Origin of the sequence: Peribacillus sp. FSL E2-0218 (assembly GCF_037992945.1) — a bacterium.
Classification (GTDB): Bacteria; Bacillota; Bacilli; order Bacillales; family DSM-1321; genus Peribacillus; species Peribacillus simplex_B.
The window spans coordinates 2861167-2887823 of record NZ_CP150304.1 but is presented as its reverse complement, the minus strand read 5'-3'; the positions used below and the strand labels follow the sequence as shown (position 1 = coordinate 2887823).

Below are 26657 nucleotides of genomic sequence, written 5' to 3'. Positions count from 1 at the left end.
CAGGCTTAGAGCAAATTCCTAGCAAGATTGCCGTACACAGGACATACACTGTATTATACTGCATGTGTTTTTTTAGAGAAGGAGAGTGTGGGCTTATGCAGCAGTCTTCATTAATTAAGCCGGTCTTAGGGGGAGCCTACCCGACCATCAGTCATGGTCAAGGCGTTTTTTTATACGACAAAAAAGGAAAGGATTACCTGGATGCCTCCTCCGGTGCGGTTACTGCCAATATTGGCCATGGTGTTCAGGAAGTGATGGAGGCGATGGTTAAACAGGCTAAACAGGTTTCATTCGTTTATCGGTCACAGTTTACTAGTGAAGCAGCAGAAGAACTTGCCGAGAAAATAGCTGAATTGACAAAGGGGGATCTAACGTATAGCTTTTTTGTGAACAGCGGCTCCGAAGCGACTGAAACGGCTTTGAAAATTGCGATTCAGCATTGGCAGGAAAAAGGAAAGCCACGGAAGCAAAAAGTCATTTCACGCTGGATGAGCTACCATGGTATTACGATGGGGGCGCTATCGATGTCTGGTCATCCAATTCGCCGGGAACGGTTCACCTCCATGCTTGAATCCTATCCTTCCGTGTCTCCGCCCTATTGTTACAGGTGTCCGCTTCAACTTGATGCACACACGTGCGGGATGGCCTGTGCGTCGGAATTGGAAGCATCAATACGCAGAATTGGCAGTGACAACATAGCGGCATTCATTGCCGAGCCTGTCATCGGTGCTGCGGGAGGGGCCATCGTCCCGCCTGATGGCTATTTTCAAAAGCTAAAGAAAATCTGCGAGGAGCATGACATATTATTCATTGCCGATGAAGTCATGACAGGCTTTGGCCGGACCGGTAAGATGCTTGCCTGTGAGCATTGGGATGTTGAACCAGATATCGTTACATTAGGCAAAGGGATGAGCGGCGGATATACCCCGATAGCTGCGGCAGTCATGACCAAAAAAGTGATGGAGCCGATACTGGGGGGATCAAGGTCCATCATGGGCGGTCACACGCTTAGTGCGAATCCATTATCGTGTGCCATTTCGTTGGCCGTATTGAAATATGTCGAGGAGAATGAACTGGTCGAGAAATCAGCCGATCGGGGGAAAGACCTGAGCAGGGGCCTGAAGAAACTGGCGCGGAAATATTCCTTTATTGGTGATATCCGTGGCAGAGGTTTATTGATTGGCCTCGAATTCGTTCAGGACAAAGTCGCAAAGACCCCGTTTCCAAACCCGGCCGATGTGACCCAGGCAATCATTGAATTGGGCATGAAAAATGGTATACTCCTCTATCCTGCAGCAGCAGGCCTTGACGGTGTAACCGGATCGGCGATCATCATTTCCCCGCCGCTGACGATAACGGAAGAAGAATGTGCTGAATTGTTAATGAGGATTGATATAACTTTTCAGCAATTTAATGAAACTTTGGGCAAGTTGCCATCCTAACGAGGAAGTGAATCGCCGTGTCTGAAAATACATTCGGGAAAATTTGCCGTTTTGAAGATATTGTCCATCTGTTTAAAGATCACCAGTCCATCCTTTATGGCGGCTTCGGTGGCATAGGGACACCTCCGGGCTTAATCAATCTGATTTTGGAAACAGGCATTAAGCATCTAACCTTGATTGGTAATGATACGGGCTTCCCCGAGATAGGCATCGGAAAACTGGTCACGCAACGCCGTGCCAAAAAAGTCATCGCCTCCCATATCGGTTCCAATCCCAACGCTGGTTCACTAATGAACAACGGTGAACTAGAGGTGGAATTCTCCCCGCAAGGGACACTTGCCGAACGCATCAGGGCTGGCGGGATGGGCCTGGGTGGGATACTGACTGATATCGGCATCGATGCCGATATCGTCCGGGAAGGCAAACAGATCATCACCCTCGGTGATGAACGATATTTGGTTGAACCGGCATTAACGGGGGATATCGCCATCGTATATGCAGAAATGGCAGATTCGTATGGTAATTTAATATTTGATAAAACCGCGCGGAATACGAATCCGCTCGTGGCGATGGCCGGCAAAATCACGATTGTCGAAGCACGGCATATCGTTCCGCTAGGCTCAATGGATCCCGAGGACATCATTGTACCGGGAGCCTTTGTCGATCATATCATTCCTTCGAAAGGAGTCGATTGGAAGTGGGCTTGGGAACCGAAGATAGAAATCGATTAGCGAAACGTGCTGCTGCTGAAATTAGCAATGGAATGCTGGTCAACTTAGGAATCGGGATGCCATCGCTCGTCCCGAATCATCTCATCCATGCTCGCGATGTGATGTTTCATGCAGAAAATGGCCTTGTGGGAATGGGCAGTGCTCCTGACAAGGGAAAAGAAGATGCTCATCTTTGCAATGCCGGTGGACAGCCGATCACCATCAGGGACGGGGCTTCCTACTGCGATAGCACGGTTGCATTCGGCATGATACGGCAGGGCTTGGTGGATATCACGATTCTTGGAGCCCTTCAAGTCAGTGAAGCGGGAGACCTTGCCAATTGGATCGTCCCGGGCAGTCGGGTGCCAGGCATGGGCGGTGCCATGGAACTGGCGGCAAAGGCTAAAAAGGTCATCGTCTTGATGGAGCATTGTGATAAAACGGGAATGTCTAAAATAGTCGAAACATGTACGTTACCGTTAACGGCCAAAAAATGCGTACATATGATCATCACGGAGCTTGGCGTGTTTTCCGTAACGAAAGCAGGCCTCCTATTGACCGATATATTTGCAGCCGCAAGCATAAGTGAAATCAGGAAAAAGACCGGAGCCTCCTTTACTGTGTCTAATAACATCCATATTTTACAAGAGTGAGAGAGGAGAATGGATATATGTACGAGAACGAAATAAGGACGTGGCTGAAGGATTCACGGACAAAGGCGGTTCAATTGCTGCAAAAGCTGGTCCAGGAACCGAGCAGGAGAGGGCAGGAAGGGAGTGCACAAGCCATAGTCGTCGAGAAGTGCAGGCAACTTGGGCTTGAAATAGATTTGTGGGAAATCGGGGATGAGCAATTGCGGAATCATCCTCATTTTTATTGTGATCGCAAGGATTTTAAAGGAAATCCGAATCTTGTCGCGATAAAAAGAGGAACCGGCAGCGGGAAGTCGATTATTTTGAACGGTCATATTGATGTAGTCCCAGAAGGTGATCATTCAGCATGGCAAGACGAACCGTATAGTGGCAGATTGATGGACGGAAAAGTATTCGGAAGGGGAACGACCGATATGAAAGGCGGCAATGTTTCCTTATTGCTGGCGATTGAAGCGATTGTCGAGTCAGGTATCCAATTGAAGGGAGACGTGATTTTTCAGAGTGTGATTGAAGAGGAAAGCGGGGGTGCCGGGACGCTAGCCGCGGTCATGCGCGGATACAAAGCGGATGGGGCGATCATCCCGGAACCTACCAATATGAAACTATTTCCGCTGCAGCAGGGATCGATGTGGTTTCGGCTGATCGTAACAGGAAAGTCTGCACATGGAGGCACAAGGTATGAAGGAGTCAGTGCCATTGATAAAGCAGTGGTCGTCATGAAAGAAATCAAGCAGCTTGAACAAGTTCGGAACGAGCCACTCCGTCATTCGCTTTATAAAAATGTCCCCATCCCGGTTCCGATCAACATAGGAAGCCTGACAAGCGGCAATTGGCCTTCTTCCGTGCCCGATACAGCCGTCCTTGAAGGAAGATTCGGCATTGCCCCTACAGAAACCATGGAGGAGGCTCAGAGGTCGCTGATCCAATTGATCGAAGCCATGAATGAACGTGATGAATGGTTCAAGGAAAAGCCGATTACATTGGAATGGTTTGGTGCCAGGTGGCTGCCTGGCAGTCTCGAAACGAACCATCCGCTAATGAAAACGATTGGAACGTATTATGAAAAGGTGAGGGGGAAAGAGCCGGTTGTCGAAGCATCTCCTTGGGCGACGGATGGAGGCTATCTGTCAACGGTGGGTTCGACCCCCGTCGTCGTGTTTGGACCGGGAGAAACGAAGCTGGCCCACGACGCCAACGAATATATAGAAGTGGATAAAATGATGCAGGCTGCGGAAATCATCGCCTTGACCATTATCGATTGGTGTGAGGCCGAGCAGAATTAATCATTTTCCGAGTGGTCTGATTCCAATAAGGGTCAGGCCTTTTGTTACAATGGTAACTGGGTATGAAAGGAGCGGGAAGAATGGAAACGGGAATCATCGAAAAACAAATTAAAAAGCAGCGCTGCACCATTCATTTGACGATCGACCACTTTAATAAGCGAGTCAGGGTGGAGGATTATCTCGGTCATTTTCAAGAATGCATCGAGGAAACTTTAAAGGCGGCCGCCGACATGGCTGCAGAGAAAATCATTTTCAAGACCCGCAAAGAAAACCTTCAGGAATTGCTCTCCCGGGGCTTCTTATACGAAGGCAGCATCGATAGGTTCTTTTTGGGAAGCGACTGCTTCTTCCTTGTCAAATATACTAGGAATGAACGGCGAAACAGTGTCGAATGGGATAAGGAAGATCGAATCCTCACCGATGTTTTGAATTTGCCGAGTAAAGCGGGACGGGATGAACCGCCGTCCACTTATCAGGTTCGCAAAGCGGAGCTAGCGGATGCCAAACAGCTTGCACAGTTATATGGCAAGGTTTTCGAGGTATATCCAACACCGATGAATGATCCGGCATATGTGAAAAAATGCATCGAAAACGGAACGGTTTTTTATATCTATCTTCACGAAGGGAAACTTGTCAGTGCCGCTTCAGCCGAAATTGATGCTTTTTACCATAATGCAGAAATCACCGATTGTGCGACATTGCCGGAACATCGGCAGTTCGGGCTGATGAAGCATCTGATTGCCAATATCGAAGACTATCTCATTTCACATGAAATTTATTGCATCTATTCGATTGCCAGATCGCTCTCATTCGGGATGAATGCGGCACTGCATCAGCATGGCTACTCCTATCGGGGGCGCCTCGCCAATAATTGTTACATCTTCGATAAACTTGAAGATATGAATCTATGGGTGAAAAATTATACATGATTGCTCAATTTTAAGCGGAACTTGGCAAGTTTTCGGCATTTCCTCATATACATGTAGCAAGTATGAACTTGAGGAGGGGTATGTTGCCGGGTGAATCATTTAATACACGCGAGGTACTGGAAGCAATTTTGGATACCATTGATGAAGGGATTCATGTGATCGATCCAAAAGGGCAGACCATCTTCTATAATGGGGTTGCAGCCAACCACGACGGAATGAAAAGAAGTGAAGTGCTGGGGAAACCATTGCTGGAGGCCTTTCCTTCTTTGAATCATAAATCATCCACATTACTGCGAGTTATCAAATCGGAAAAACCTATCTACAACTATAATCAGTCCTATGTAAATGCACATGGGCGAATCATTGAAACGCTTAATACGACCCTTCCGATAAATGTTGATGGGGTCATCGTAGGTGCCATTGAAATCGCAAAGGATTACTCAAGTTTAAAGCAATTATCGGAAAGGCTAGCGGACCTGGAAAGCTCGCTCAAGACAAGTAAGAATCCTGAAAAGAAACCGGAGCCCGGCCATTTGCATCGTTTCTCGGAAATCTTAACGAGTGATCAACAGTTCAAAAGCTTGATATCAAAAGGAAAGCGGGCCGCCCGTTCCTCTTCATCGGTATTGGTCTATGGAGAGAGCGGCGTAGGAAAAGAGCTTTTTGTCCAAAGCATCCATCGCGAATCCAGCCGGGGAATGGAGCCCTTCATTGCCCAAAACTGTGCGGCATTACCAGGGGAGCTTTTGGAATCGCTCTTATTCGGTACGGCTAAAGGAAGTTACACAGGTGCTTTGGAGCGCAAGGGATTATTTGAATTGGCGCATGGCGGGACTTTGTTTCTGGATGAATTGCAGTCGATGCCGATTGACCTGCAGGCAAAGCTATTGCGCGTGCTGGAAGATGGATCCATCAGGAGGATAGGAGGCGCAGGAAGCGTACAGGTGGATGTCAGGATCATGGCAGCGATGAATATCGATCCCAAAAAGGCCGTTTCGGAAAACAAACTTAGACCGGATTTATTTTACAGATTGAACGTATTGAGTTACGAGCTTCCTCCGCTAAGGGAGAGAGCGAAAGATATCGAGCTTTTGACGGAGCATTTCATATCCATGAATAATAGGAAATTAGGAATCGACATTAAAGGCGTCGATGAGGAGATCAGGCTTTTTTTTCAGCACTATCAATGGCCAGGCAATGTTAGGGAGCTGAAACATACGATTGAATTCATGATGAACCATACTGAGCAGGAAATTTTGATTCTCGAAGATTTGCCCCAGTTGTTAAAGAAACAATCATCTTCACCTCAAGAGGTCCTTCCGCTTAGGAAGGCAATGCTTGAGATGGAAACTAAATTGATTACCGATGCTCTTCTTCAAACAAAGGGGAATGTTTTTCAAGCATCGAAGCTATTGCAGATTCCTCGACAGACGCTGCAATATAAAATCAGGAAACATACTTGAATGCAAAAAATCCGGATGCAATCGCTGCAGTCCGGATTTTTTTATGGGTAATGGAAATTTCCGGGTCATTTTGGCACCTCTCTTGCATTTAATACTACTATCATAACTCAGGAGGTATGACCATGTTATTTGACTTATATAAGCCAGAGCGTAACTGGAAAGATATAGAGCTATGGAAAGATGTAACCGAAGAACAATGGAACAACTGGCTGTGGCAGCTTACGAATACGATCCGCACCGTCGATGATTTGAAGAAAGTGATCGATCTCACTCCCGATGAGGAGGAAGGGGTAAGGATTTCCACTAAAACCATTCCGCTGAACATTACACCATATTATGCCTCGTTAATGAATAAAGATGATCCGCGCTGCCCAATAAGAATGCAATCGGTCCCGATTTCGGAGGAAATGCATAAAACCAAATACGACATGGAAGATCCCTTGCATGAAGACGAGGACTCCCCTGTGCCAGGTTTGACCCATCGATATCCTGATCGCGTCCTTTTCCTGGTGACGAATCAATGCTCCATGTACTGCCGGTATTGTACAAGAAGACGCTTTTCCGGACAAATCGGCATGGGCGTACCTAAAAAACAATTAGATGCGGCAATCGGCTATATACGCGATACTCCAGCGGTACGGGATGTACTTATATCCGGCGGGGACGGGTTGCTTATCAATGACACGATCCTGGAATATATCCTCAAAAACTTAAGAGACATCCCTCATGTTGAAATAATCAGGATCGGTACCCGGGCCCCTGTCGTCTTTCCTCAAAGAATCACTGAGAATTTATGTACCATCTTAAAAAAATATCATCCGGTTTGGCTGAACACCCACTTCAACACTTCAATCGAAATTACCGAAGAGTCGAAAAAAGCGTGTGAGATGCTGGCCGATGCAGGTGTCCCTGTAGGCAATCAGGCCGTCATTTTAGCAGGGATAAATGACAGTGTCGCGATCATGAAGAAGCTGATGCATGATCTTGTCAAGATTCGTGTCCGTCCGTACTATATTTATCAATGTGATCTTTCGGAAGGAATTGGGCACTTCCGGGCACCCATATCAAAAGGGATTGAAATCATTGAAGGGCTGCGGGGTCACACCTCTGGGTATGCCGTACCTACATTCGTCGTAGATGCGCCAGGAGGGGGAGGGAAAATCACGCTTCAGCCGAATTATATCCTCTCGCAATCTCCAACGAAAACGGTTCTGCGCAATTTTGAGGGCGTGATAACCACCTATCCAGAACCTGAGCAGTATACACCTGGTTTGGCAGACGACTACTTCAAAGGAGTTTATCCGGATATGGAAGAAAAACGGTCAGATATTGGCATATCCGGTTTAATGAATGACCAGCAATTCAATTTAGTTCCTGAAGGGCTGAAGCGAATGAATCGAAGGGAAAACTATGTCACAAATCCAGAGCACGCATCATTGAAAAACCAGCGGGAAAAGCGGGACCTATTAAAGGAAAAGAAATTCCAGGCACAGCAAAAAAAGGACACACCAAAAGGGGATGAATAACATGGAGACATGTCCGTGGTGCGAGAAGGGAAAACTGTCGGCGATAAATGGAACCGTATACTGGGAATTGCCGGATGGCACGAGAGCGATAGAAATAACCGAAACGCCTTCATCCCATTGTGAGCATTGCGATGCACTTTTTCAAAATGATGAAATTGTCAAGGAAATTGAAAATCAACTTTTCCTGATCGATTCGAAGCAGCTTGAAAAACAGACAAAGTACAGTGAGTTAATGAGTATGAAAAGGCTGCTGAAACGCAATTACTTTGACTTTTCGTAAAGATGGTTGAATATCCATGCAGGAAAAAAACCTCCATTTATGGCGGAACGAGTGTTCCTCACTCAATTCATCATCAATGAGGGGTTTTTTCCAATTCAATAACCAATCCCATTCATTGCCCCCAAGCGAAAGCGATCCTTACCATACGTCCATTCGAATCTTTCATCAAGATTTGTAGAAGATATGACCTATAGGCGTCTGCAAATGGTGACCGCCTCTTGGATGACGTGTGAAAACCGTTGCTTGTCCATGAACATCATGAAAGAAAATCGTAAGGCACTCCAAAAGAGTGGACGGAAGGGGAAGATTCCGATATATTTAAGCTGAAATCATCGTTTTTTAGGGGGGGCTCGACACAATGAGACCATTTTATTTATATTTAATGAAGTTTCGACAGCCGAAGGAAGTGGATGCCATTACTACATTTGCAAATCATGCTTATGAGGATCACGGCTTTCCGAAACATTCGACAGATTATAATGAAGTGAGCAGTTATTTGGAATTGAATGCGGACTATCTCGAAAGTATGACGGTATTTGATCAGGCGTGGGAAAAATATGTCCAAATTGAAGAAGGACTCCTGCAGGAAGATCAGGAATAGGGAGGAACCGAAGGATGCTTAAAAGCCTTCAAACCCGTATTTTGCTTTATTCCTTACTGATTGCAAGCGCACCTGTCATGATCTTGGGAGCCATTTCCTATGAATCACAGCGGTCACTGCTGGAAAAAGAAGCGAATAATGCCTTGAATGCAGGCTCACTGAATATTGTCAATGAAACATATAGCTATTTGAACGAACGGATCAGTGATGTGAAGCTGATGAGCACAAATTCGGTCATCATCGATCCTCGTTCACCAAGAGAAGACAAGTCGGCTGAACTTAAGAAGTTCATTGAAGCAAAAGGGAATTATTATGGAGTGTTATATCTGGACTTGGATGGGAATGTAACGGTTGATACATCCAATAAATTGATCGGAGATAATCTCGCCAAGAGAACCTGGTTTAAAGAGGCCATGGAGGGGCATGAATTCCTTTCGGATGTGTATAGCACCCGGTCATACCCGGAGCCGGTAATCACCTTGAGCGCCCCGGTGCATGATCTTACAGGGAAATTGATCGGTGTCGTGTCTCCGGCCTTCAGATTGGAAGTACTTTGGGAGATGATGGAGAAAAAGGCTAACGAGGTTAGCGATAAATACCCTGTTGATTTTTTCATGATGAACCAAGAAGGAATCATGATTTCCAAAAAGGATCCGCATGGTGTGCTTCAGGATTCTGCTTTGAGTGACCTGGGTTTAACTAAAGGAAAACTGTTGGAAGCTTCGTTATCCGATAAACTGTACAGTGCAGAGAATGGCGAGAAAATCTATTCCATTCAGCCTGTCCATGCGGGGGCACAGACGGAAAATCGATGGTTTGTAGTGGTAGGGGCAGATAAGAAGCAGGTGTTTCAGCCTTTGAATGACCTATTGACACGCTATTTAACAATTTATAGCATCGTGTTTGTATCGATCATCCTTGCCGTCTATCTTCTTACGAAATCGATTGTCAGGCCCGTCCGCGATCTCGTCGAAGCGACAGAGGATTTTATTGATGGAAAGGAATTCGTCACTTCCGATAATAAAAGCTTCGAGGAAATGGAAAAATTGAACGTGGCCTTCTTGAGGATGATGGAGACGATTCAAGATCGCGAAAAGGAAATCGTCCGGACTGAAAAGTTAAAGTATGTTGGGCAGCTAGCTGCAGGTGTTGCTCATGAAATCAGAAATCCGCTGACGACAATCAAGGGTTTTTTTCAACTTTTGAAGAGTCAGGATCATGACAAAACATTGATAGAAAAGTACAGTGACATCATGCTCCTTGAAGTGGACCGGGTCAATATCTTTGTAGGCCAGCTTTTGGATTTGGCCAAACCGCATCAATTGGAATGGGAGAAGCTGAATCTTAGGGATTTCCTTAATGACATACTGGATACCTATATTCCATCAATTCCGAGTTCTCATGTAGAAATAATTAATGAAGTAGCAGAATCAGTCTTTGTTTACACAGATAGAAACCGGCTTCGACAGGTTATCTTGAATGTGCTGAATAATTCCAGTGAAGCCATCGGTTCAAGGGGACGGATTGAATTAGAACAAACCGGCGGGTCCCAGTCCGTGAAATTGATGGTGAGGGATGATGGAAAAGGAATCAGTCCCGAGAATTTAAAAAATATCGGCATGCCCTTTTACACGACTAAGCCTGATGGAAACGGCTTAGGGGTTGCGACGTGCATTCAAATCATGGAGGAATTGAAAGGGAAATTTTTGATTGAAAGCACCTGCCCCGAAGGAACGAAAGTGACCCTCATAATTCCCACGACCAACCGTTTCATTAAATGAGACGGCAGGTTATATACAAAAAGGGCCCGGAATGATACATCCCGGGCCCTTTTTGCTCAAAGGTAAGCGCATTGATCTCCATGGACCTTCATTTCAAAAGATTTTTAGGTCCATTCCATCATTCGAAACCGATGGCTGCAAAGCGGAACGGTGAAATCCCCTGAATGCAGTCCAACGAATTCCATCCTTCTCTATCGCATCTGTGCATCTGCGAATGCAAAATGACGCAGATCATCCGCTTTTTCCATCTGCATCTGTTTAATCAAGGTAAAATAAATCCTATTTGATTGTAAAAAAGTGAATGGGAACGAAAGGGAGAGCGTAAAGCTTAGAATCGCAGAGGAAGGATCATCCGCAAAAAAAGCGAGTGCCTTTAGCGAAATCACCGGATCGAATGCTGCCAGGCATTTCAAAAACGATCGGTCCCTTTATGAATGAGTGATAAATTACACAGCTAAATGAGCAAAGCGCCCCCCCTTTTCCATTAACCTCCCTGTTTGTTTATGCATATAATTTACTAATCAAACGATAAGGACCATATTGGGGGATGTCTCTTATGGGCAAAAAAAAACAGCCGAAATTTAAATTAGGCGATACAGTCGTAATTACAATGTATGGGACAGTCGGGAACATAACCGATATAAAATTTCTCGATGGTGCTTATGTGTATGAAGTGAACTATAGTGAAGGCCTTTACATCGAAAAAACATTGCAATCGATAAATGAATATGAAGGAGAAATCCTTTATCAAAAGGAACAAATCAATATTGAATATAAATTTTTATTAGGTGACTTAGTCCAGGTAGATGGATATGAACAAGACTATTTCAAGATTATCGGCTATCGAACGGAAATTTGGCGCTATAAGGAAAATGCCTGGGAAGATGTTATCTATGAATTATCAAGAATCTCAGACAGTGAATGGCTTGAAGCGCATGAGGAAGAATTGACTTTAATTGCCGATGCGAAGCGTGCAGATGGGATTATTCAAAAATTAGGGCTGCTCCTTTCTAAAAAGAATAATGAGCTTGCTATCATTGCTAAACAAAACAACCCTGGTAAAGGTGAGCGAGATATGACAATGACAAAAAATGAAAAAAAGGAAATGATTGATGGACTTTTGGATTTATACAATGATTACTGTAAGCTCTATGAGCATTTTGGCGATGATGAATATCGTCATATCATGAAAATCGCCCTTGCTAAAATTGAAAAGGCGGCAGAGGAAATATATCCAGATCATAAGAAGAAGCAAACGAAGTGAAGGTTTCCAGCTTCTATAGGGAACCGTGCCTTATGCTATAAAAGCTTCATAATGTCCAAGAAAAAAGCTGGCTCTTCCTGTGAATGGTCATAATGGAATCCCTAACTGGAATATTTGTCTCTATCCATTCATACACCTTTAATTAAGGGGGCGATGATTTGCGAGAAATTGAGGTTTTTATTGATACAGAAGAGATAGCTGAATTCTTTTTTCAAGAATTGATCAGAAGGGGCTATCTTCCGACAGAAGCTGAAGTTGAAGATCTTGCTGACATCACATTCGAATATCTTCTAGAGAAATGCATAATTGATGAAGAAGTCGATGAGTAGACTGTCAATAGACGGTCAGCAGCTTCCTTTCCCTTAATTAATAAACTTTCTAAAGACGGCGGACTACTACCGCCGTTTTGTTTGCAGTGAATGAGCTGGATCCGACAAGCCTTGATCCTGTTTGGAAGTCTCTTTAACTTTTCAGGCAATTGAATAAGGTTCAATTTTCCTAACTTGTGGTTGATATGGTATAGTAGTTTTTGAATATGATTTCAACCACAAGTTTAGGAGGACATAGTTAAATGAGCGTACATATTGGTGCAAAAGAAAATGAAATTGCGGAAACGGTCTTACTTCCTGGGGACCCATTGCGTGCAAAATACATTGCTGAAAACTTTTTAGAGGAAGCCAAGCTTTACAATGAAGTACGCAACATGTTTGGATATACAGGTACTTATAAAGGAAAACGCATATCTGTCCAAGGTACTGGCATGGGAGTTCCGTCAATTTCCATTTATGTAAACGAATTGATGAATAGCTACAATGTCCAGAAGCTGATTCGGGTAGGCACTGCCGGGGCCATCCAAAAAGATGTAAAAGTCAGGGATGTTATTCTTGCAATGAGCGCTTCAACCGATTCGCAAATGAACCGGATGACGTTTGGCGGAGTCGACTTTGCCCCGACGGCTGATTTTGATTTGTTAAGGAAGGCATATGAAGCAGGAACGGCAAAAGGCTTGGAATTGAAGGTTGGCAATGTGTTTACGGCCGATCAATTTTATAATGATAATAGTGATTTGGAAAAATGGGCAAAATACCAAATATTAGCGATAGAAATGGAGTCAGCTGCCTTATATACCCTTGCAGCTAAGTTTGGGCGTCAAGCTTTATCGGTATTGACCATTTCCGACCATATCTTAACTGGCGAGGAAACGTCGTCTGAAGAACGTCAGTCAACATTTAACGAGATGGTCGAGGTGGCCCTGGAAGCAGCTATACAAGACTGATAATTGAGTATGAAGGTACCCCCCGGGGGGGTGGCCAGGAATGAATGTTGCCGTATATATGCGGGCTTTGCTATGGTCGCGTTTATTCCTTGTTACCCGCATTTTTGATCGAAGCGGTCACTTACGGATATCCCCTGCCTGTACATTGGAGGGACTTAAGATAATACATAAAATTTAAATTGTTATTTTTGATAACTATTATTTTTCGATTGGCTTCAAAGCTGATAAAATGGAAACAAATCTTTTTATATTTGTCATGATGAATGAAAGTGGTGAGGCATCAGTGGAAGAAGAAAATCAAGAACAGCCTAAAGAGGCAGGGAAATTCATTAAAATAAAGAAGTTTACGTTCATTATGGGGATTTTCTTACTCATATTTCTAACCGCAGGGATTACGACCATAGCTCTGACTTTTGGAGATGAAAAAGTCGAATCCTTGGCTCCGGATAAACATTCTGAATTTGAAAAGCTGTTTTCTACATACGATACGATAAAGGATAATTACTATAAGGACATTGATGAAGACAAGCTTGTTGATGGTGCCATCAATGGCATGATTAAATCCCTGGATGATCCATACTCTGCCTATATGGATAAAAAGGAAGCATCGAGTTTTCATGAAAGCATCTCATCATCCTTTGAAGGTATCGGCGCCGAAATACAAGAGCAGGATGGTCACATAATGGTCGTCTCACCGATAAAAGGATCTCCAGCAGAAAAAGCGGGGATAAAACCGAATGATATCGTCATGAGTGTCGATGGCAAGAGCGTTAAAGGGCTTAGCTCTTCTGAAGCTGTCCTGAAAATCAGGGGCGAAAAGGGAACGAAAGTGAATTTGACCATCTCAAGAGCAGGTGAGACGGACCCGATCGAATTCACGATTAAACGTGACACGATCCCGATCGAAACCGTTTATGCCGAAATGCTTGACGATGGTGTCGCGAAAATCCAAGTGACCAGCTTTTCCGAACATACGGTGGAAGAGCTGAAATCGTCACTTAAAGAAATGTCCAAGAAGGATATGAAGGGCGTAGTGCTGGATTTACGAGGAAACCCAGGAGGCCTGCTTGACCAAGCGATTGATATGGCAAGCCTGTTCATACCGAATGGGGAAGTGGTCCTCCAAGTTGAGAATCGAAGTGGTAAAAAAGAAGTATATAAATCAAATAATGATGGTACGTTGAAGAAGGTCCCGGTAGTCGTGTTGATTGATGATGGCAGTGCGAGCGCATCGGAAATCGTCGCAGCAGCCGTCCGTGAATCTGCCGACATTCCTTTGGTCGGTGTTAAATCGTTTGGGAAAGGAACCGTACAGACCGCGGAAGACTTCGATGATGGTTCAAACTTCAAATACACGGCAGCTAAATGGCTGACTCCTGAGGGCAATTGGATCCATAAAAAAGGAATCAAGCCGGATATTGAGGTGAAGCTCCCTGATTACGCCAGCCTTCCGTACATTTCGCCGGATAAGGAATTGAAAGTATCGGATTCCTCCAGTGAAGTGAAGGCAGCAGAAAAGATGCTGAAGGAAGCAGGACATGATCCAGGTAAGATAGACGGATTCTTTGATGAAGAAACCGCAAATGCGGTCAAAGCATTCCAAAGGGATCAAAAAATCAAAGAAACTGGGATCATTAAAGATGATACAACCGTGAAATTGATGGAGGTTATCCGGGATAAAATCCTCGAAAACGATACACAATTGAAAAAAGCGGTAGAAGTAGTGAAGAAAGATATCAAGTAAACGATAAGAACCCTGTCAGTAAAGTGTAGCCATCAAAGGACATTTAGAAAAAGGGCAACTTGAAAGAGATGCTGTCTGCATTTTGCAGGCAGCATCTTTTTTTTATTTTATAGTCTTGGATTTGCTTCCAGTTTTGGCGATCTGTACTTGGTCCGTTCCATTCCACTTAGCGTGACCATGAAGATGGAATCCTGATTGCTCACAGTCTTGGAGGATTTGTACTTATTCCGTTCCATTGCACTGCAGGCGCTCTCTTTCCGCGGGCGGTCCTTGAGCCTCCTTGGCTTTCAGCCTGCGTAGTCTCAAGTAGACGCGCATTTCCCGCAGGAGTCTCGCACCTTCCGTTCCATTCCACTTTTGCGTGACCATGAAGATGGAATCCTGATTGCTCACAATTTTGGAGAATTTGTACTTAGTCCGTTTCATTTCCCAACAGCGCTCTCATTCCGCGGGCGGTCCTTGAGCCTCCTCGGCTTTCAGCCTGCGTAGTCTCAAGTAGACGCGCATTTCCCGCAGGAGTCTCGCACCTTCCGTTCCATTCCACTTTTGCGTGACCATGAAGATGGAATCCTGATTGCTCACAATTTTGGAGAATTTGTACTTAGTCCGTTTCATTTCCCAACAGCGCTCTCATTCCGCGGGCGGTCCTTGAGCCTCCTCGGCTTTCAGCCTGCGTAGTCTCAAGTAGACGCGCATTTCCCGCAGGAGTCTCGCACCTTCCGTTCCATTCCACTTTTGCGTGACCATAAAGATGGAATCCTGATTGCTTTCAATTTTGGAGGATTGGTACTTAGTCCGTTCCATTGCACTGCAGGCGCTCTCATTCCGCGGGCGGTCCTTGAGCCTCCTCGGCTCAGCTGAAGTGGAAAGCAACGTTTTACGTATAGGCCCTCCAACTGTGGATAGATAACCTTTTGTAATTGTATGCATAATAATCCATTTAAAGGTAAAAATAGAATTAATTTTCCGATGAGGTGAGGTAATGAAAGAGAAGGTATTGTACATATATCTATTGGTCTTGATTTTGGCAGGTTGCACCTATGCCCCTTTACCGAAACAAAATGGAAACACAGGTACGGAAAAAAACTTTACCAATGAAAGGATTCAGGACGGTGAGAAAACATTTCTGTTAATTGGTGTTGATTCCAGGGGAGAGAAAAAATCCCGGTCCGATGCGATCATGCTTGCCAGGTACTTTCCTGAACAGGGGAAGCTGAAGCTGGCTTCTATCATGCGTGACAGTTATGTTAAAATCCCCGGCGTTCATCCTCAATACAATAAGATAAATGCTGCTTATTATTATGGGGGAAAGGAATTGCTTAAGAAAACCATCCATGATAGCTTTGGTATCAAAGTCGATCATGTAGCTGTAATAGATTTTCAGGGATTTGTGAAGATGGTGGACTTGCTTGCCCCTGATGGGGTGGTGGTGGACGTCGATCAAACAATCATTGATGACATGAGCATCCAAGCAAGCACTGGTAAAAATGTGTTACATGGTGAGGAGATATTGAAATATGTCCGCTTTAGGCATGACGATGAAAGTGATTTTGGAAGGGTGGACAGACAGCAAGATGTGCTGCTTCAATTAAAAAACGGATTCATCAATCAAATCTCTTCCTTTGAAGGAGTGGTAGCCCTTCCTGGCATAATTGAACAAGGCCTCTCCTATTTGGATACTGATATAGGTCTGAAAACGATATTGGAAATGGGACCGAAAGCCGTCATTCATGCACCGGAAACCGTCGAAACGTTGAGGATTCCTGTCGAAGGAAGCTTTAAAGATGCAGAATATCCCGAGATTGGGGCGGTGTTGGAAATGGATGAGACGAAAAATAAGCGGGCGCTTCAAAAGTTCTTTTCAAAGTAGGAAGGGGCATGCCCTTTTCATAGCGAAAACCACAAACTGGTTTTGTTATTTTATTAAAGACCTCGTAAGAATAAATGTAAAAGCTATTTAATAAACGAGCATGGATTTGAATCCATGCTCGTCTTTTAAGTCACCAATCAAATGAAAGAACCGTCACTTCACAAAATTCGGGATGTTATTGGAGAAATCCGATTGAATGATCCCGTTCTCGGTGATGATACTAGTGATGAGATAATTGGGCGTTACATCAAAGGCTGGATTGAATGTGTTGACGTTTTCCGGTGCGACCCTGATTCCTTGAATGGAGGTGATTTCGGCTCCATCTCGTTCTTCAATCGGGATGGACGCACCCGATTCAAGAGAAAGGTCGAACGTGCTTGATGGAGCGGCCACATAAAAAGGGATCCCGAAATGCTTGGCTAAGATGGCTAAGCCCAACGTGCCTATTTTATTGGCTGTATCCCCATTTGCCGCAATCCGATCGGCCCCTACTATAATGGCATTGATTCGTTTTTGATGTATCGTATGCGCAGCCATATTATCAGAGATTAAGGTGACGTCAACACCTGCTTGCATCAGTTCCCAAGCGGTCAATCGCGCACCCTGCAGAACAGGTCTGGTTTCACAGGCGTACACTTCCAGCGGGAAATTCCGCTCTTTAGCTAGATGAAAAGGGGCCAGTGCAGTGCCATAACGGGCTGTGGCAATTCCACCCGCGTTGCAATGCGTCAATACGGAATCTCCTTTTGCGAATAAAGATAAGCCATGCTCCCCGATTTTCGTGCACATTTCTTCATCTTCTGCAAAGATGGCTTTAGCCTCGAAAACAAGTGCTTCTTTGGCAGCAGAAATGCTTTGGGCCGCCTGCAATTTATTCTTCATTCTCTTTAATGCCCAAAAAAGATTGACGGCAGTAGGCCTGGAAGAGGCGAGCCTTTCGATATGTTTCGTTACATTTTTTTTGAAATCCGCTAAATCCGTCGCAGCTTCCTGCTGGGCGCCAAGTGCCACCCCGAATGCTGCGGTCAGTCCGATCGCTGGTGCACCACGCACCTTTAATGTAAGGATGCTATCATATACATCCTCAACCGAATGAAGTTGAATGAATTCAGTGATGGCAGGAAGGGCTTGTTGATTTAATAATGTGATATGGGTATTGTCCCATTGTACCGAATATGGTAAAGGTGCTATCGTCGTCACGTTCAGGTCTCCTTTTAGAGGGGTGAAGATGAAGTCAGCGTTTGTTGCTTTATCCATTCGATGACCGCTGGAACATCCAATTCTTCCCGTTTTTTTATTAATAATGCACCAAGCTTCAACGTGGCCGTTTTGGCCGCAATTTTCGTTTCTTTATCTTCCATGACATTTAAATCTGCGACATGAGAGAGGCCGATCGTTCTTCGAATCAATTCACATCCGGCAAAACCGAATGCATCACGTTTGAATTTAGTCAGTAAATAAGGGAGATATCCAGTCACATGGCGGAACGGACTTTTATTGTGGGTGTTCCATAGTTCCGAATATGTTTTTTCAAATGACCGCCAAAATTCATCGAGTTGTGTGAAAATCTCTTCTTTTCCTGCTCCATTCCGAGTGACCGCCTGAAAGAGGAGATTGGCGGTGTATTGTCCAAGGTCAAAACCGACTGGTCCATAAAAAGCGAATTCAGGGTCGATAACTTTTGTTTCGGTTTCACTTGCAAATATACTTCCTGTATGTAAATCTCCATGCAGCAAGGCTTCCTGCTCGGTTTCGAAGCTTTGTTTCAGCTTAGCCACTTCTAAAATGACATCTTGATCATGCCAAATCCGTTTGGCGGCATCCGTCAATTCAACTTCGAAATCTCCAGGCAGCTCTTCGAAAAAAGGATCGGTGAAAATAAAGACCTCCGTGATTTTGCAGAGCTCCGGATTCGTGAATTGCCGTGCCACTTCTTTTTTTGCCGAGGGCTCCAAATGATAATCGGAAGTGTAAAATGAAGTCTTCGCAACATACTCGCCAATATGCTGCGAAAGCAATGGGAACGAATCGCCCGCAATCAATCCGCTTCTTACAATTTTTAAGTGTGACAAGTCTTCCATGACCGTGATGGCTAGCTGCTCATCCGAATAATAGACTTGCGGTACGAATTCGGGACAATAGCTCCGGAAATGGATAAGGGCATTCGCTTCAATGGCAGCCCTTTTCAACGTCAACGGCCAGCTTTCGCCAAGCACTTTGGCATAAGGGACCGCTTGCTTGATGATTATCCCGTTATTTGTGGCCGTGTCTGTAATATGGAACACATAATTCAAGTTACCATCACCAATTTCTTTACAGCTTAAATTCGCATCGGCATCTACCAACCCTAATTTTTTTGCAAGGATAATGGCCGTTGCGTTAGTCAATCTTGTAAAATTCGAATGGTATTGAGTCATCTCTTTCCCCTCCACATTAAAAATAAGAATAAAAAAGCCTCTTTCCATAGAAAGAGGCAGAAGTATTAGCTTCGGACCTCTCATCTCCCAGAAAAGTGTTTTCTGGTGGAATTGGCACCGTGCTCTGCGGATTTTGCAATCCGGCGGTGTATCCGCCCCATTTCACAATGGTATTACAGTCGGTTGCTGGGCTTCATAGGGCCTTAGTCCCTCAGCCTGCTCTTGATAAGAGTTTATATGTTTTCTGAAATTTTAATCTTCGGGAAAATAATATCAATCTTTTAAATAGTTTGTCAATGGCAAATTAATAATAATCAGGACGGCGATCTTCGAATACCGGTATTTTATTGCGAGCGTTCGATACTTCGGTGAAGTCCAAGGTGCCTGTCAGTAGTTCGCTTTCCTCTCCTGCTTCACTTATGATATGCCCCCAAGGATCAATGATCATGGACTGACCGGCAAATACATTATTGATATCCGATCCTGAACGGTTCACGGCTACAACATAGGCCTGGTTTTCGATGGCACGGCTGATCAATAAGGCTCTCCAGTGATCGAGTCTAGGCTTCGGCCATTCTGCGGTTACGAACAGAACTTCTGCCCCTCGAGCGGAGTGGGCACGTTGCCACTCTGGAAAGCGGATGTCATAACAAATGAAACCGGCACATATTTTGTCATCAAGGGTAAATAAACCATCCTTTTCGCCTGGCTGCAAGAAATGATGTTCATCCATTAACCGAAACAAGTGAAGCTTATCGTACTATTTAACGAGTTTCCCGTTCTTATCGATGATGACCATCGTGTTAAAGATGCCCTTTTGTGTTTTTTTCGCGATGGAGCCGCCTATGATATGGATTTGGTGTTTCAGCGCCAAGTTTCTTATAAATTCGATCGTCTTTTCTGCCTCTTCATCACCAATCTCATTCAATCTGGTCAAGTCATAGCCTGTAGTCCATAGCTCTGGTAAAATAACGATATCTGCGTTTGCGTGCACGGCTTTTTCCAGCCATTGTTCGGCCAGCTGATAATTGAGATCAGGCTTTCCGAATGCTATATCCATCTGGATGCAAGCCATTTTCCATTTCATTTTGAAAACCTCCAAAGGTAAAAATGCTTTACAAGATTATGATAAACATATATCATTTGTGACTAGAATTTCAAGAAATTTCAGAGAAGGTGAATAAATGTTGCAATTCGAAAAGTCGAAACAGCTTCAGCAACTTCCCAAGCAGTTTTTCGCTTCATTGGTCGCAAAGGTCAATGCAATTACTGCGCAAGGGCATGATGTCATTAATTTGGGCCAAGGGAATCCCGATCAGCCGACGCCTGGGCAAATCGTAAAAAGTTTACAGGCTGCTGCTGAAAAAACGATCAACCATAAATATTCACCGTTCAGGGGACATCCATATTTAAAAGATGCGGCAGCTGCCTTCTACGAACGGGAATACGGCGTAAAGCTTGATCCGAATAGTGAAATAGCCATTCTATTCGGCGGAAAGGCAGGACTCGTCGAATTGCCCCAGTGTTTATTGAATCCAGGCGATACGATTCTCGTTCCAGATCCCGGTTATCCCGATTATCTTTCAGGTGTCGTCCTGGCGAAAGCGGAAATTGAAAGGATGCCGTTGAAGGAGGAAAATGCTTTTCTTCCGGATTATGAAGCTATACATAAAGATGTGCTGGATAAAGCGAAAATGATGTTCTTGAACTATCCGAATAATCCTACAGGTGCATCCGCAACGAAAGAATTCTTTACCGAAACCGTATCATATGCCAAAAAGCATTCAATATGTGTGGTCCATGATTTTGCTTATGGAGCCATAGGCTTCGATGGGAAAAAACCGGTTAGCTTTCTCGAGGCAGAGGGAGCAAAGGATGTTGGGATCGAAATATATACACTTTCGAAAACGTACAATATGGCTGGTTGGAGAGTCGGGTTCGCGGTTGGTAACAAAAGTGTCATCGAAGCTCTTGAACTTTTTCAGGACCACCTATATGTGAGCCTTTTCCCGGCGATACAGGAGGCGGCGGCAACTGCTTTGCTTGATTCGCAAGAGTGTGTGGCCGAATTAGTGAAGGTATATGAGGGGCGCAGGAATGTTTTCATTGAGGGATTACGTGCCCTCGGCTGGGAGGTTAAGGCTCCGGAAGCATCGTTTTTTGCCTGGCTTAAAATACCGGCAGGATTCACCTCGGAGAGTTTTGCCGATCATTTACTAACCCACGCCCATGTGGCCGTGGCTGCCGGTAATGGATTCGGTGAATTTGGCGAAGGCTATGTCAGGGTCGGGCTTTTGACCTCCGAGGAACGGCTCGGGGAGGCTGTCGAGCGGATACGCAAGTTAAATCTGTTTTAACCTAAGCGAACTAAAAACTTATTGACAAAGTATGGATTACATGTCAGAATACAAAATAAATTCTTAATCTTTCGAAACTAACACGTACTTATATATCAGCGTTTTCTTATTTTGAGCAGGTGGAGGGACTAGCCCGATGAAGCCCAGCAACCGACCGTAATTCCATTGTAAGATGGGGCGGAATCCTCCGCCGGACTTTCTTCTAGTCCACAGGGCACGGTGCTAATTCTTGCAGCCATTGGCTGGGGGATAAGAAGATGGCTTTTTTAAAGCCTCTTCGTCATGAAGGGGCTTTTGCTATTCCAAAAACGTTCAGGTTTATGACTTCGTGAGTTTACTAACGTGTTATAGGAGTGATCAAATGAGCGAGATAATCGCCACTTATTTAATTCATGATTTTCATGGGAATCACGAGAAAAAAGCAGAAGGCATTGCCTTGGGCCTGACTGTAGGGACATGGACGGACCTGCCCCAGTTGGTCCAAAAGCAATTGGAAAAACATAAGGGGCGCGTCGTCTCCGTTTCGCCGCTTGCGGAAGAAGAGAGGGCAAACCGTTATTTTGATCGTAAGGTGTACCGCGCGATCATTAAAATCGCTTATCCGGCAGCGAATTTCTCCAATGATTTGCCAGCCATTTTGACGACGGTCTTCGGAAAACTGTCCTTGGACGGTGCGATTAAACTGATCGACCTTGATTTTGTCGGAGATATCCAGAAAGCATTCCCAGGTCCCAGATTCGGCATTGCCGGCATAAGGGAGAAGATTGAAGTTTATGACCGGCCCCTTGTCATGAGCATTTTCAAAGGAGTATTAGGACGTGACCTAACGTTCCATAATGAGCAGCTGAAGCAGCAAGCGTTGGGTGGTGTCGACCTTGTTAAAGATGATGAAATCCTTTTTGATCAGGTACAGACGCCATTTATTGAAAGAATTAAGACCGGCAAGAAAATATTAAACGAAGTCTATGAACATACTGGACACCGGACCTTATATGCCGTCAATCTATCAGGTAAAACATTTGAATTATTGGATAAGGCAAAGCAGGCGGCAGAAGCGGGCGCAGACGCTTTATTGTTCAACGTCCATACATATGGTTTGGATGTATTGCAAGCCCTGAGTGAACATGATCAAATCAAGCTGCCGATCATGGCCCATCCGGCATTTAGCGGGGCGTTGGGCTCTTCCTCCCATTATGGGATCGGCTATCCTTTACTGCTTGGTAAATTAGTCAGGCTATCGGGAGCGGATTTATCATTATTCCCATCCCCGTATGGAAATGTCGCACTTGAAAAAGAGGAGACATTGGCAATTGCCCGTGCACTGACGAAAGACGAACCTTCCTGGAATAAAGCATTTCCTGTTCCTTCAGCAGGCATCCATCCAGGAATGGTACCCGACTTGATCAAGGATTTTGGACTGGACAGTGTCATCAATGCCGGAGGAGGAATCCACGGACACCCTGACGGAGCAAAGGGCGGGGCCGAGGCCTTCCGGTCTGCTGTGGAAGCCGTCCTTGAAGGAAAAGACCTATCTGAGGCTGCGGCAAATGAAGAAGCACTAAAAAAAGCACTTGTTCTGTGGGGAGGACTGTAAAGGATCATGAAACCGATCATCTTTTGTGATTTTGACGGAACGATAACCAACACGGATAATATCATTTCCATCATGAAAACATTCGCTCCCCCGGAATGGGAAAAGTTGAAGGATGATGTTCTTCAGCAAAAAATCAGCATATCCTCTGGGGTGGGGAAAATGTTTTCCCTGCTTGATAGTGGCCTGAAGGCCGATATCATCCAATTTGTGAAGGAGACAGCGCACATTCGGCCGGGGTTCCGTGAGTTCGTAAAGTATACGGAACAAGCCGGGATTCCCTTATACATCGTAAGCGGGGGCATGGATTTTTTCATTGCCCCGCTATTAAAGGACATATTGCCCACTGACGCGGTTTTTTGTAATAATGCCCACTTTGATAAGAAAAAGATTTATATTGAGTGGCCGCATGCTTGTGATGACCAATGTGATAATGAGTGCGGCTGCTGTAAGCCTACGATTATGAGGCAAATGGCAGGTGCGGATGACTATATATATGTAATTGGTGATTCCGTGACTGATTTTGAAGCGGCTAAGCAGGCGGATCTTGTCATAGCCCGTGATATATTGCTTGAGAAATGCGTAAATGAAGGATTGCCGCATCATGGTTTTGAAACGTTTTATGATGTATTGGACATTTTAAAGCAGCGTGAGGAGGTAAAAGCATGAACACCGGTACGAAGGAGTGGCTGGAGCTGGCGGAAATTAAAGCAGAACTGGCGGAAAGGGATTGGTTCATGGGAACAAGCGGAAACCTTTCCATCCGCGAGCCCGATAGCCGAAGCTTTTATATTACGGCCAGCGGTAAGGATAAGCGAAAGCAATCGGATTCGGACTTTAACTTGGTGGATCTGAAAGGAAACCCCGTGGAGGAGACGGAGCTAAGGCCCTCGGCCGAAACTTTACTCCATACCGTCATTTACGAAAAAACCAAAGCGAATTGCGTACTCCATGTCCACACAGTGGAAAATAATGTAGTCTCCGAATTGTATGGGGATGAAGGTTCCGTAACTTTTCGGAATCATGAGATCATTAAAGCAACAGGAAGATGGGATGAAGATTCGGAATTCAGGATTCCAATCATCTATAACCATGCGGATATTCCTTTGTTAGCCGAAAAATTCAACCTGCATGTCCAAGAAGATTGCGGTGCCGTGCTCATCCGCAATCATGGCATCACGGTTTGGGGCAAAAGCGGCCTCGAAGCAAAAAAGATACTGGAAGCCTGCGAATTTTTATTTCAATATCAACTGCTGCTAAATTCTCAACGGGCACTTACTGCTTCTTTAACATAACACTCAATCGAGGAGGAATGAAGGATGGCGACAATTAGATTGCATGAAACGAATGAAGTTATTGAAAACGGTGAACAGGTAAAAGCCTTTTTGGAAACACAAGGGGTGATTTATGAGCAGTGGGATATTTCGAAATTACCGTCACACCTAGTAGAAAAATACGATTTAACGGATGCTGATAAGGAAGAAATCCTATCAGCGTTCCAAACGGAGATAGCGGAGATTTCCGAAAGAAGAGGGTACAAAGCCCATGATATCATCACCTTATCCGATACAACCCCGAACTTGGATCAATTGCTTGAAAACTTCAAGAACGAACATCACCATGAAGATGATGAAGTCCGTTTCATTGCCGGCGGAACGAGTATCTTTGCCATTGAAGGACCGGATGATCGGTGGTTTGATGTACGTCTTAAACCAGGCGACCTAATTAGCGTACCAGAATCAACAAGACATTATTTCACCTTGGCAGAAGATAGGAAAACAGTTGCTGTCCGTATTTTCGTAACAAAGGCAGGATGGGTGCCGATTTACGATAAAGACGAAGTTCAAGCATGAGCAATGATTGGAAAACCAGCTTACGGGCTGGTTTTTTTTGTTGGTTCCGCAAGTGCTTATACAGGCTAAGTATGATAAAATTTAACGGAAGTAAATATAATCGGATCATGGGAGCAGATTTGAATGAAAACAACTGAAGTATACATATTAGGCGGATTTCTCGGCAGCGGGAAAACGACGCTTCTGCGAAATATATTAAAACAAGAAAGTGAAGCGGGCAGGAAAGTCGCCGTGCTCTTAAATGAGCTCGGCAGCATCTCGGTCGACAGCGGCCTCATTGGTGATGAAGTGCCTTTGAAGGAGCTGTTTGACGGGTGTATCTGCTGCACCATCCAGGATAAGCTGGAGGTCCAGCTTCATGAGCTGCTCACAGAAAACGATTTGGATGCCGTTTATATTGAAACGACTGGTGCGGCGCATCCGGTGGAAGTTCTGGATGGCATCATGTCACCCCTTTTCGCTAAAAGGCTGGAGTATAAAGGAATTATTACGGTTGTCGATTTATTGAGGTGGCGCGATAGGGAGGAGTTGTCCCCGCAGCTGCGCCAGTTGCTTGCAGAGCAAATCCATCATGCCGATTTCATTTTGCTGAATAAAGCGGACCTGGTGAGTGAGATGGAGGCGGCGCAGCTGATTTATTCGATACAAGCCTTGAATATGGGTGCGGTCTGTTTATTGACCGAATATGCTGCCGTTTCCTTGAAGTCGTTACAGCAGATGCAAAGAAAACAGAGTGGTGGCCATAAAAAGCTTGATGTCCAGGAACATTTGCATTTATCGGCTGTCGTCCATACTTTTGAAGGCTCCGTGAAGCAAACGGATTTTGAAGATTGGCTTAGGTCCCTTCCGGAAACGGTCTATCGCATGAAAGGATACATTTCCTTTACCCATTCGCAATACCCCCACTTATTCCAATACTCCTATGGAATGCCGATGTATATGAATGAAATGATGAAAATGCCATTGAACATCGTCATCATCGGGGAAAAGCTTGATAGGGTTGTGGTGATCGATCAGCTGAAGGCTTTGGAAGCAAAAGCAAGACCATAAACGTTTACCGCCATTTGAATGAGGGAAATATAAAACCAGACATTCATATCAAGGAGGCGGTATTCATGCCATGGAATAATAAAGATTATCCAGATTCAATGAAGAATCTGGATAAACAGGTCAGGGAAAAGGCAATAGAAATCGCAAATGCATTGTTGGATGAAGGATATGAGGATGGAAAAGCCATTCCCATTGCCATAGACCGGGCAAAAAAGTCTGTGGGAAATGATTGAAAAAAGGGTCAGGCCCCTTGATGGGTCTGACCCTTTTTTTATTGTTGCAAGCCAAATGCTGCAAAAGTTTTTTCGTCTTCGATTAAACCGCAAGCAGCACATTGCACCCGCACCTCTGGACCATTATAGGCTAGATGGAATGGTTGAAGAGTATCGTTTGAATATTGTTCAACAATCTCTCCGGATTGCGGGTCCTTTTTGATGGGGGTCGGTACTTGCTGAATGAGATTGAAGCGAGATTTATTTGTCCGGCAATTCGGACAGCGGTATACTTGAGACAGTGTACTCACTCCTTTTTGAATTTTTTTAATGCATGGTTCTTATTAGTAAAATA

Annotated in this window: 27 protein-coding genes, 2 pseudogenes and 2 riboswitches; of the genes and pseudogenes, 22 read left to right on the top strand and 7 right to left on the bottom strand. The window is 44.7% G+C overall.

Annotated elements, in window-relative coordinates; all coding sequences use genetic code 11:
• Positions 1–95 precede the first annotated feature (95 nt).
• The 14 genes from MHI53_RS13840 (at position 96) to MHI53_RS13775 (ending at position 14952) form a co-directional block, all read left to right on the top strand.
• Positions 96–1442 (top strand): aspartate aminotransferase family protein, encoded by a 1347-nt coding sequence (locus tag MHI53_RS13840; protein ID WP_340371553.1) that lies wholly within the window; start codon positions 96–98, stop codon positions 1440–1442.
• 11 nt (positions 1443–1453) lie between these two features.
• Complete coding sequence (locus MHI53_RS13835; RefSeq protein ID WP_340373686.1) at positions 1454–2173, top strand: CoA transferase subunit A; 720 nt, start codon at positions 1454–1456, stop codon at positions 2171–2173.
• Positions 2140–2805: a 3-oxoacid CoA-transferase subunit B gene (locus MHI53_RS13830; RefSeq protein WP_340371552.1), complete on the top strand. Its 666-nt coding sequence runs from the start codon at positions 2140–2142 to the stop codon at positions 2803–2805. Before MHI53_RS13835 ends, MHI53_RS13830 begins: the two co-directional genes overlap by 34 nt.
• Positions 2806–2822: 17 nt before the next feature.
• The gene (locus tag MHI53_RS13825) at positions 2823–4088 is read left to right on the top strand and encodes a peptidase (protein WP_340371551.1); all 1266 of its coding nucleotides are present in this window, start codon (positions 2823–2825) and stop codon (positions 4086–4088) included.
• A gap of 80 nt (positions 4089–4168) precedes the next feature.
• Positions 4169–5017, top strand: coding sequence for a putative beta-lysine N-acetyltransferase (ablB, locus tag MHI53_RS13820; RefSeq protein WP_061140438.1), 849 nt, complete (start codon positions 4169–4171; stop codon positions 5015–5017).
• A gap of 80 nt (positions 5018–5097) precedes the next feature.
• Positions 5098–6480, top strand: a complete 1383-nt coding sequence (locus tag MHI53_RS13815; RefSeq protein WP_340371550.1) for a sigma 54-interacting transcriptional regulator — start codon at positions 5098–5100, stop codon at positions 6478–6480.
• A gap of 122 nt (positions 6481–6602) precedes the next feature.
• Positions 6603–8006 (top strand): lysine 2,3-aminomutase, encoded by a 1404-nt coding sequence (gene ablA / locus MHI53_RS13810; RefSeq protein WP_340371549.1) that lies wholly within the window; start codon positions 6603–6605, stop codon positions 8004–8006.
• 1 nt (position 8007) lies between these two features.
• Positions 8008–8286, top strand: coding sequence for a YokU family protein (locus MHI53_RS13805; RefSeq protein ID WP_061140441.1), 279 nt, complete (start codon positions 8008–8010; stop codon positions 8284–8286).
• A 358-nt stretch (positions 8287–8644) separates the two neighbouring features.
• Positions 8645–8887, top strand: coding sequence for a YozE family protein (locus MHI53_RS13800; protein WP_061140442.1), 243 nt, complete (start codon positions 8645–8647; stop codon positions 8885–8887).
• 14 nt (positions 8888–8901) lie between these two features.
• Positions 8902–10668 (top strand): ATP-binding protein, encoded by a 1767-nt coding sequence (locus MHI53_RS13795; protein WP_061140443.1) that lies wholly within the window; start codon positions 8902–8904, stop codon positions 10666–10668.
• A gap of 556 nt (positions 10669–11224) precedes the next feature.
• Positions 11225–11932: a hypothetical protein gene (locus MHI53_RS13790; RefSeq protein WP_061140445.1), complete on the top strand. Its 708-nt coding sequence runs from the start codon at positions 11225–11227 to the stop codon at positions 11930–11932.
• A gap of 158 nt (positions 11933–12090) precedes the next feature.
• Positions 12091–12261 carry a YozD family protein gene (locus tag MHI53_RS13785; protein WP_064505166.1) on the top strand — a complete coding sequence of 57 codons (171 nt, stop codon included), beginning with the start codon at positions 12091–12093 and terminating at the stop codon, positions 12259–12261.
• 242 nt (positions 12262–12503) lie between these two features.
• Positions 12504–13208: a purine-nucleoside phosphorylase gene (deoD, locus tag MHI53_RS13780; protein ID WP_340371548.1), complete on the top strand. Its 705-nt coding sequence runs from the start codon at positions 12504–12506 to the stop codon at positions 13206–13208.
• A gap of 283 nt (positions 13209–13491) precedes the next feature.
• Positions 13492–14952 (top strand): S41 family peptidase, encoded by a 1461-nt coding sequence (locus tag MHI53_RS13775; RefSeq protein ID WP_340371547.1) that lies wholly within the window; start codon positions 13492–13494, stop codon positions 14950–14952.
• Between the two features lie 222 nt (positions 14953–15174).
• On the opposite strand, the gene MHI53_RS13770 is transcribed toward MHI53_RS13775, so the two are convergent.
• The 3 genes from MHI53_RS13770 to MHI53_RS13760 are packed head-to-tail and all read right to left on the bottom strand — an operon-like array spanning position 15175 to position 15882.
• A complete protein-coding gene (locus tag MHI53_RS13770) occupies positions 15175–15378 on the bottom strand; it encodes a hypothetical protein (protein ID WP_340371546.1) in 204 nt (67 codons plus the stop codon).
• Positions 15379–15393: 15 nt separating this feature from the next.
• On the bottom strand, positions 15394–15567 hold the full coding sequence (locus MHI53_RS13765) for a hypothetical protein (RefSeq protein WP_340371545.1): 174 nt from the start codon (positions 15565–15567) through the stop codon (positions 15394–15396).
• 15 nt (positions 15568–15582) lie between these two features.
• Positions 15583–15882: a hypothetical protein gene (locus MHI53_RS13760; RefSeq protein ID WP_340371544.1), complete on the bottom strand. Its 300-nt coding sequence runs from the start codon at positions 15880–15882 to the stop codon at positions 15583–15585.
• Positions 15883–15934: 52 nt separating this feature from the next.
• Here MHI53_RS13760 and MHI53_RS13755 point away from each other — a divergent pair, with 52 nt between their 5' ends.
• A complete protein-coding gene (locus MHI53_RS13755; RefSeq protein WP_061140447.1) occupies positions 15935–16822 on the top strand; it encodes an LCP family protein in 888 nt (295 codons plus the stop codon).
• A gap of 153 nt (positions 16823–16975) precedes the next feature.
• On the opposite strand, the gene mtnA is transcribed toward MHI53_RS13755, so the two are convergent.
• From mtnA to MHI53_RS13740, 3 genes and pseudogenes are all read right to left on the bottom strand, one after another.
• Positions 16976–18022: an S-methyl-5-thioribose-1-phosphate isomerase gene (mtnA, locus tag MHI53_RS13750; RefSeq protein ID WP_340371543.1), complete on the bottom strand. Its 1047-nt coding sequence runs from the start codon at positions 18020–18022 to the stop codon at positions 16976–16978.
• Positions 18023–18036: 14 nt separating this feature from the next.
• Positions 18037–19239 carry an S-methyl-5-thioribose kinase gene (gene mtnK / locus MHI53_RS13745; protein ID WP_340371542.1) on the bottom strand — a complete coding sequence of 401 codons (1203 nt, stop codon included), beginning with the start codon at positions 19237–19239 and terminating at the stop codon, positions 18037–18039.
• 77 nt (positions 19240–19316) lie between these two features.
• Positions 19317–19471, bottom strand: a riboswitch (SAM riboswitch).
• A 72-nt stretch (positions 19472–19543) separates the two neighbouring features.
• A pseudogene (locus tag MHI53_RS13740) lies at positions 19544–20326 on the bottom strand (carbon-nitrogen family hydrolase).
• A gap of 97 nt (positions 20327–20423) precedes the next feature.
• On the opposite strand from MHI53_RS13740, the gene MHI53_RS13735 reads away from it, so the two are divergent.
• The 7 genes and pseudogenes from MHI53_RS13735 to MHI53_RS13705 form a co-directional block, all read left to right on the top strand.
• Positions 20424–21596, top strand: coding sequence for a pyridoxal phosphate-dependent aminotransferase (locus MHI53_RS13735; protein ID WP_340371541.1), 1173 nt, complete (start codon positions 20424–20426; stop codon positions 21594–21596).
• Between the two features lie 103 nt (positions 21597–21699).
• Positions 21700–21852: riboswitch (SAM riboswitch) on the top strand.
• A gap of 105 nt (positions 21853–21957) precedes the next feature.
• Positions 21958–23190 carry a 2,3-diketo-5-methylthiopentyl-1-phosphate enolase gene (mtnW, locus tag MHI53_RS13730; RefSeq protein ID WP_340371540.1) on the top strand — a complete coding sequence of 411 codons (1233 nt, stop codon included), beginning with the start codon at positions 21958–21960 and terminating at the stop codon, positions 23188–23190.
• A gap of 6 nt (positions 23191–23196) precedes the next feature.
• Positions 23197–23856, top strand: a complete 660-nt coding sequence (locus tag MHI53_RS13725; protein WP_061140452.1) for a 2-hydroxy-3-keto-5-methylthiopentenyl-1-phosphate phosphatase — start codon at positions 23197–23199, stop codon at positions 23854–23856.
• Positions 23853–24482 (top strand): methylthioribulose 1-phosphate dehydratase, encoded by a 630-nt coding sequence (locus tag MHI53_RS13720; protein ID WP_340371539.1) that lies wholly within the window; start codon positions 23853–23855, stop codon positions 24480–24482. The genes MHI53_RS13725 and MHI53_RS13720 overlap by 4 nt, the downstream gene beginning before the upstream one ends.
• Positions 24483–24506: 24 nt before the next feature.
• Positions 24507–25040, top strand: coding sequence for a cupin domain-containing protein (locus tag MHI53_RS13715; protein ID WP_340371538.1), 534 nt, complete (start codon positions 24507–24509; stop codon positions 25038–25040).
• Positions 25041–25163: 123 nt separating this feature from the next.
• Positions 25164–26090: a CobW family GTP-binding protein gene (locus MHI53_RS13710; RefSeq protein WP_340371537.1), complete on the top strand. Its 927-nt coding sequence runs from the start codon at positions 25164–25166 to the stop codon at positions 26088–26090.
• 65 nt (positions 26091–26155) lie between these two features.
• Positions 26156–26305, top strand: a pseudogene (locus MHI53_RS13705) (hypothetical protein); the annotation flags it as partial.
• A gap of 56 nt (positions 26306–26361) precedes the next feature.
• Here the strand turns inward: MHI53_RS13705 and MHI53_RS13700 are convergent.
• Positions 26362–26604 carry a DNA alkylation repair protein gene (locus MHI53_RS13700; protein WP_081092267.1) on the bottom strand — a complete coding sequence of 81 codons (243 nt, stop codon included), beginning with the start codon at positions 26602–26604 and terminating at the stop codon, positions 26362–26364.
• Positions 26605–26657 lie beyond the last annotated feature (53 nt).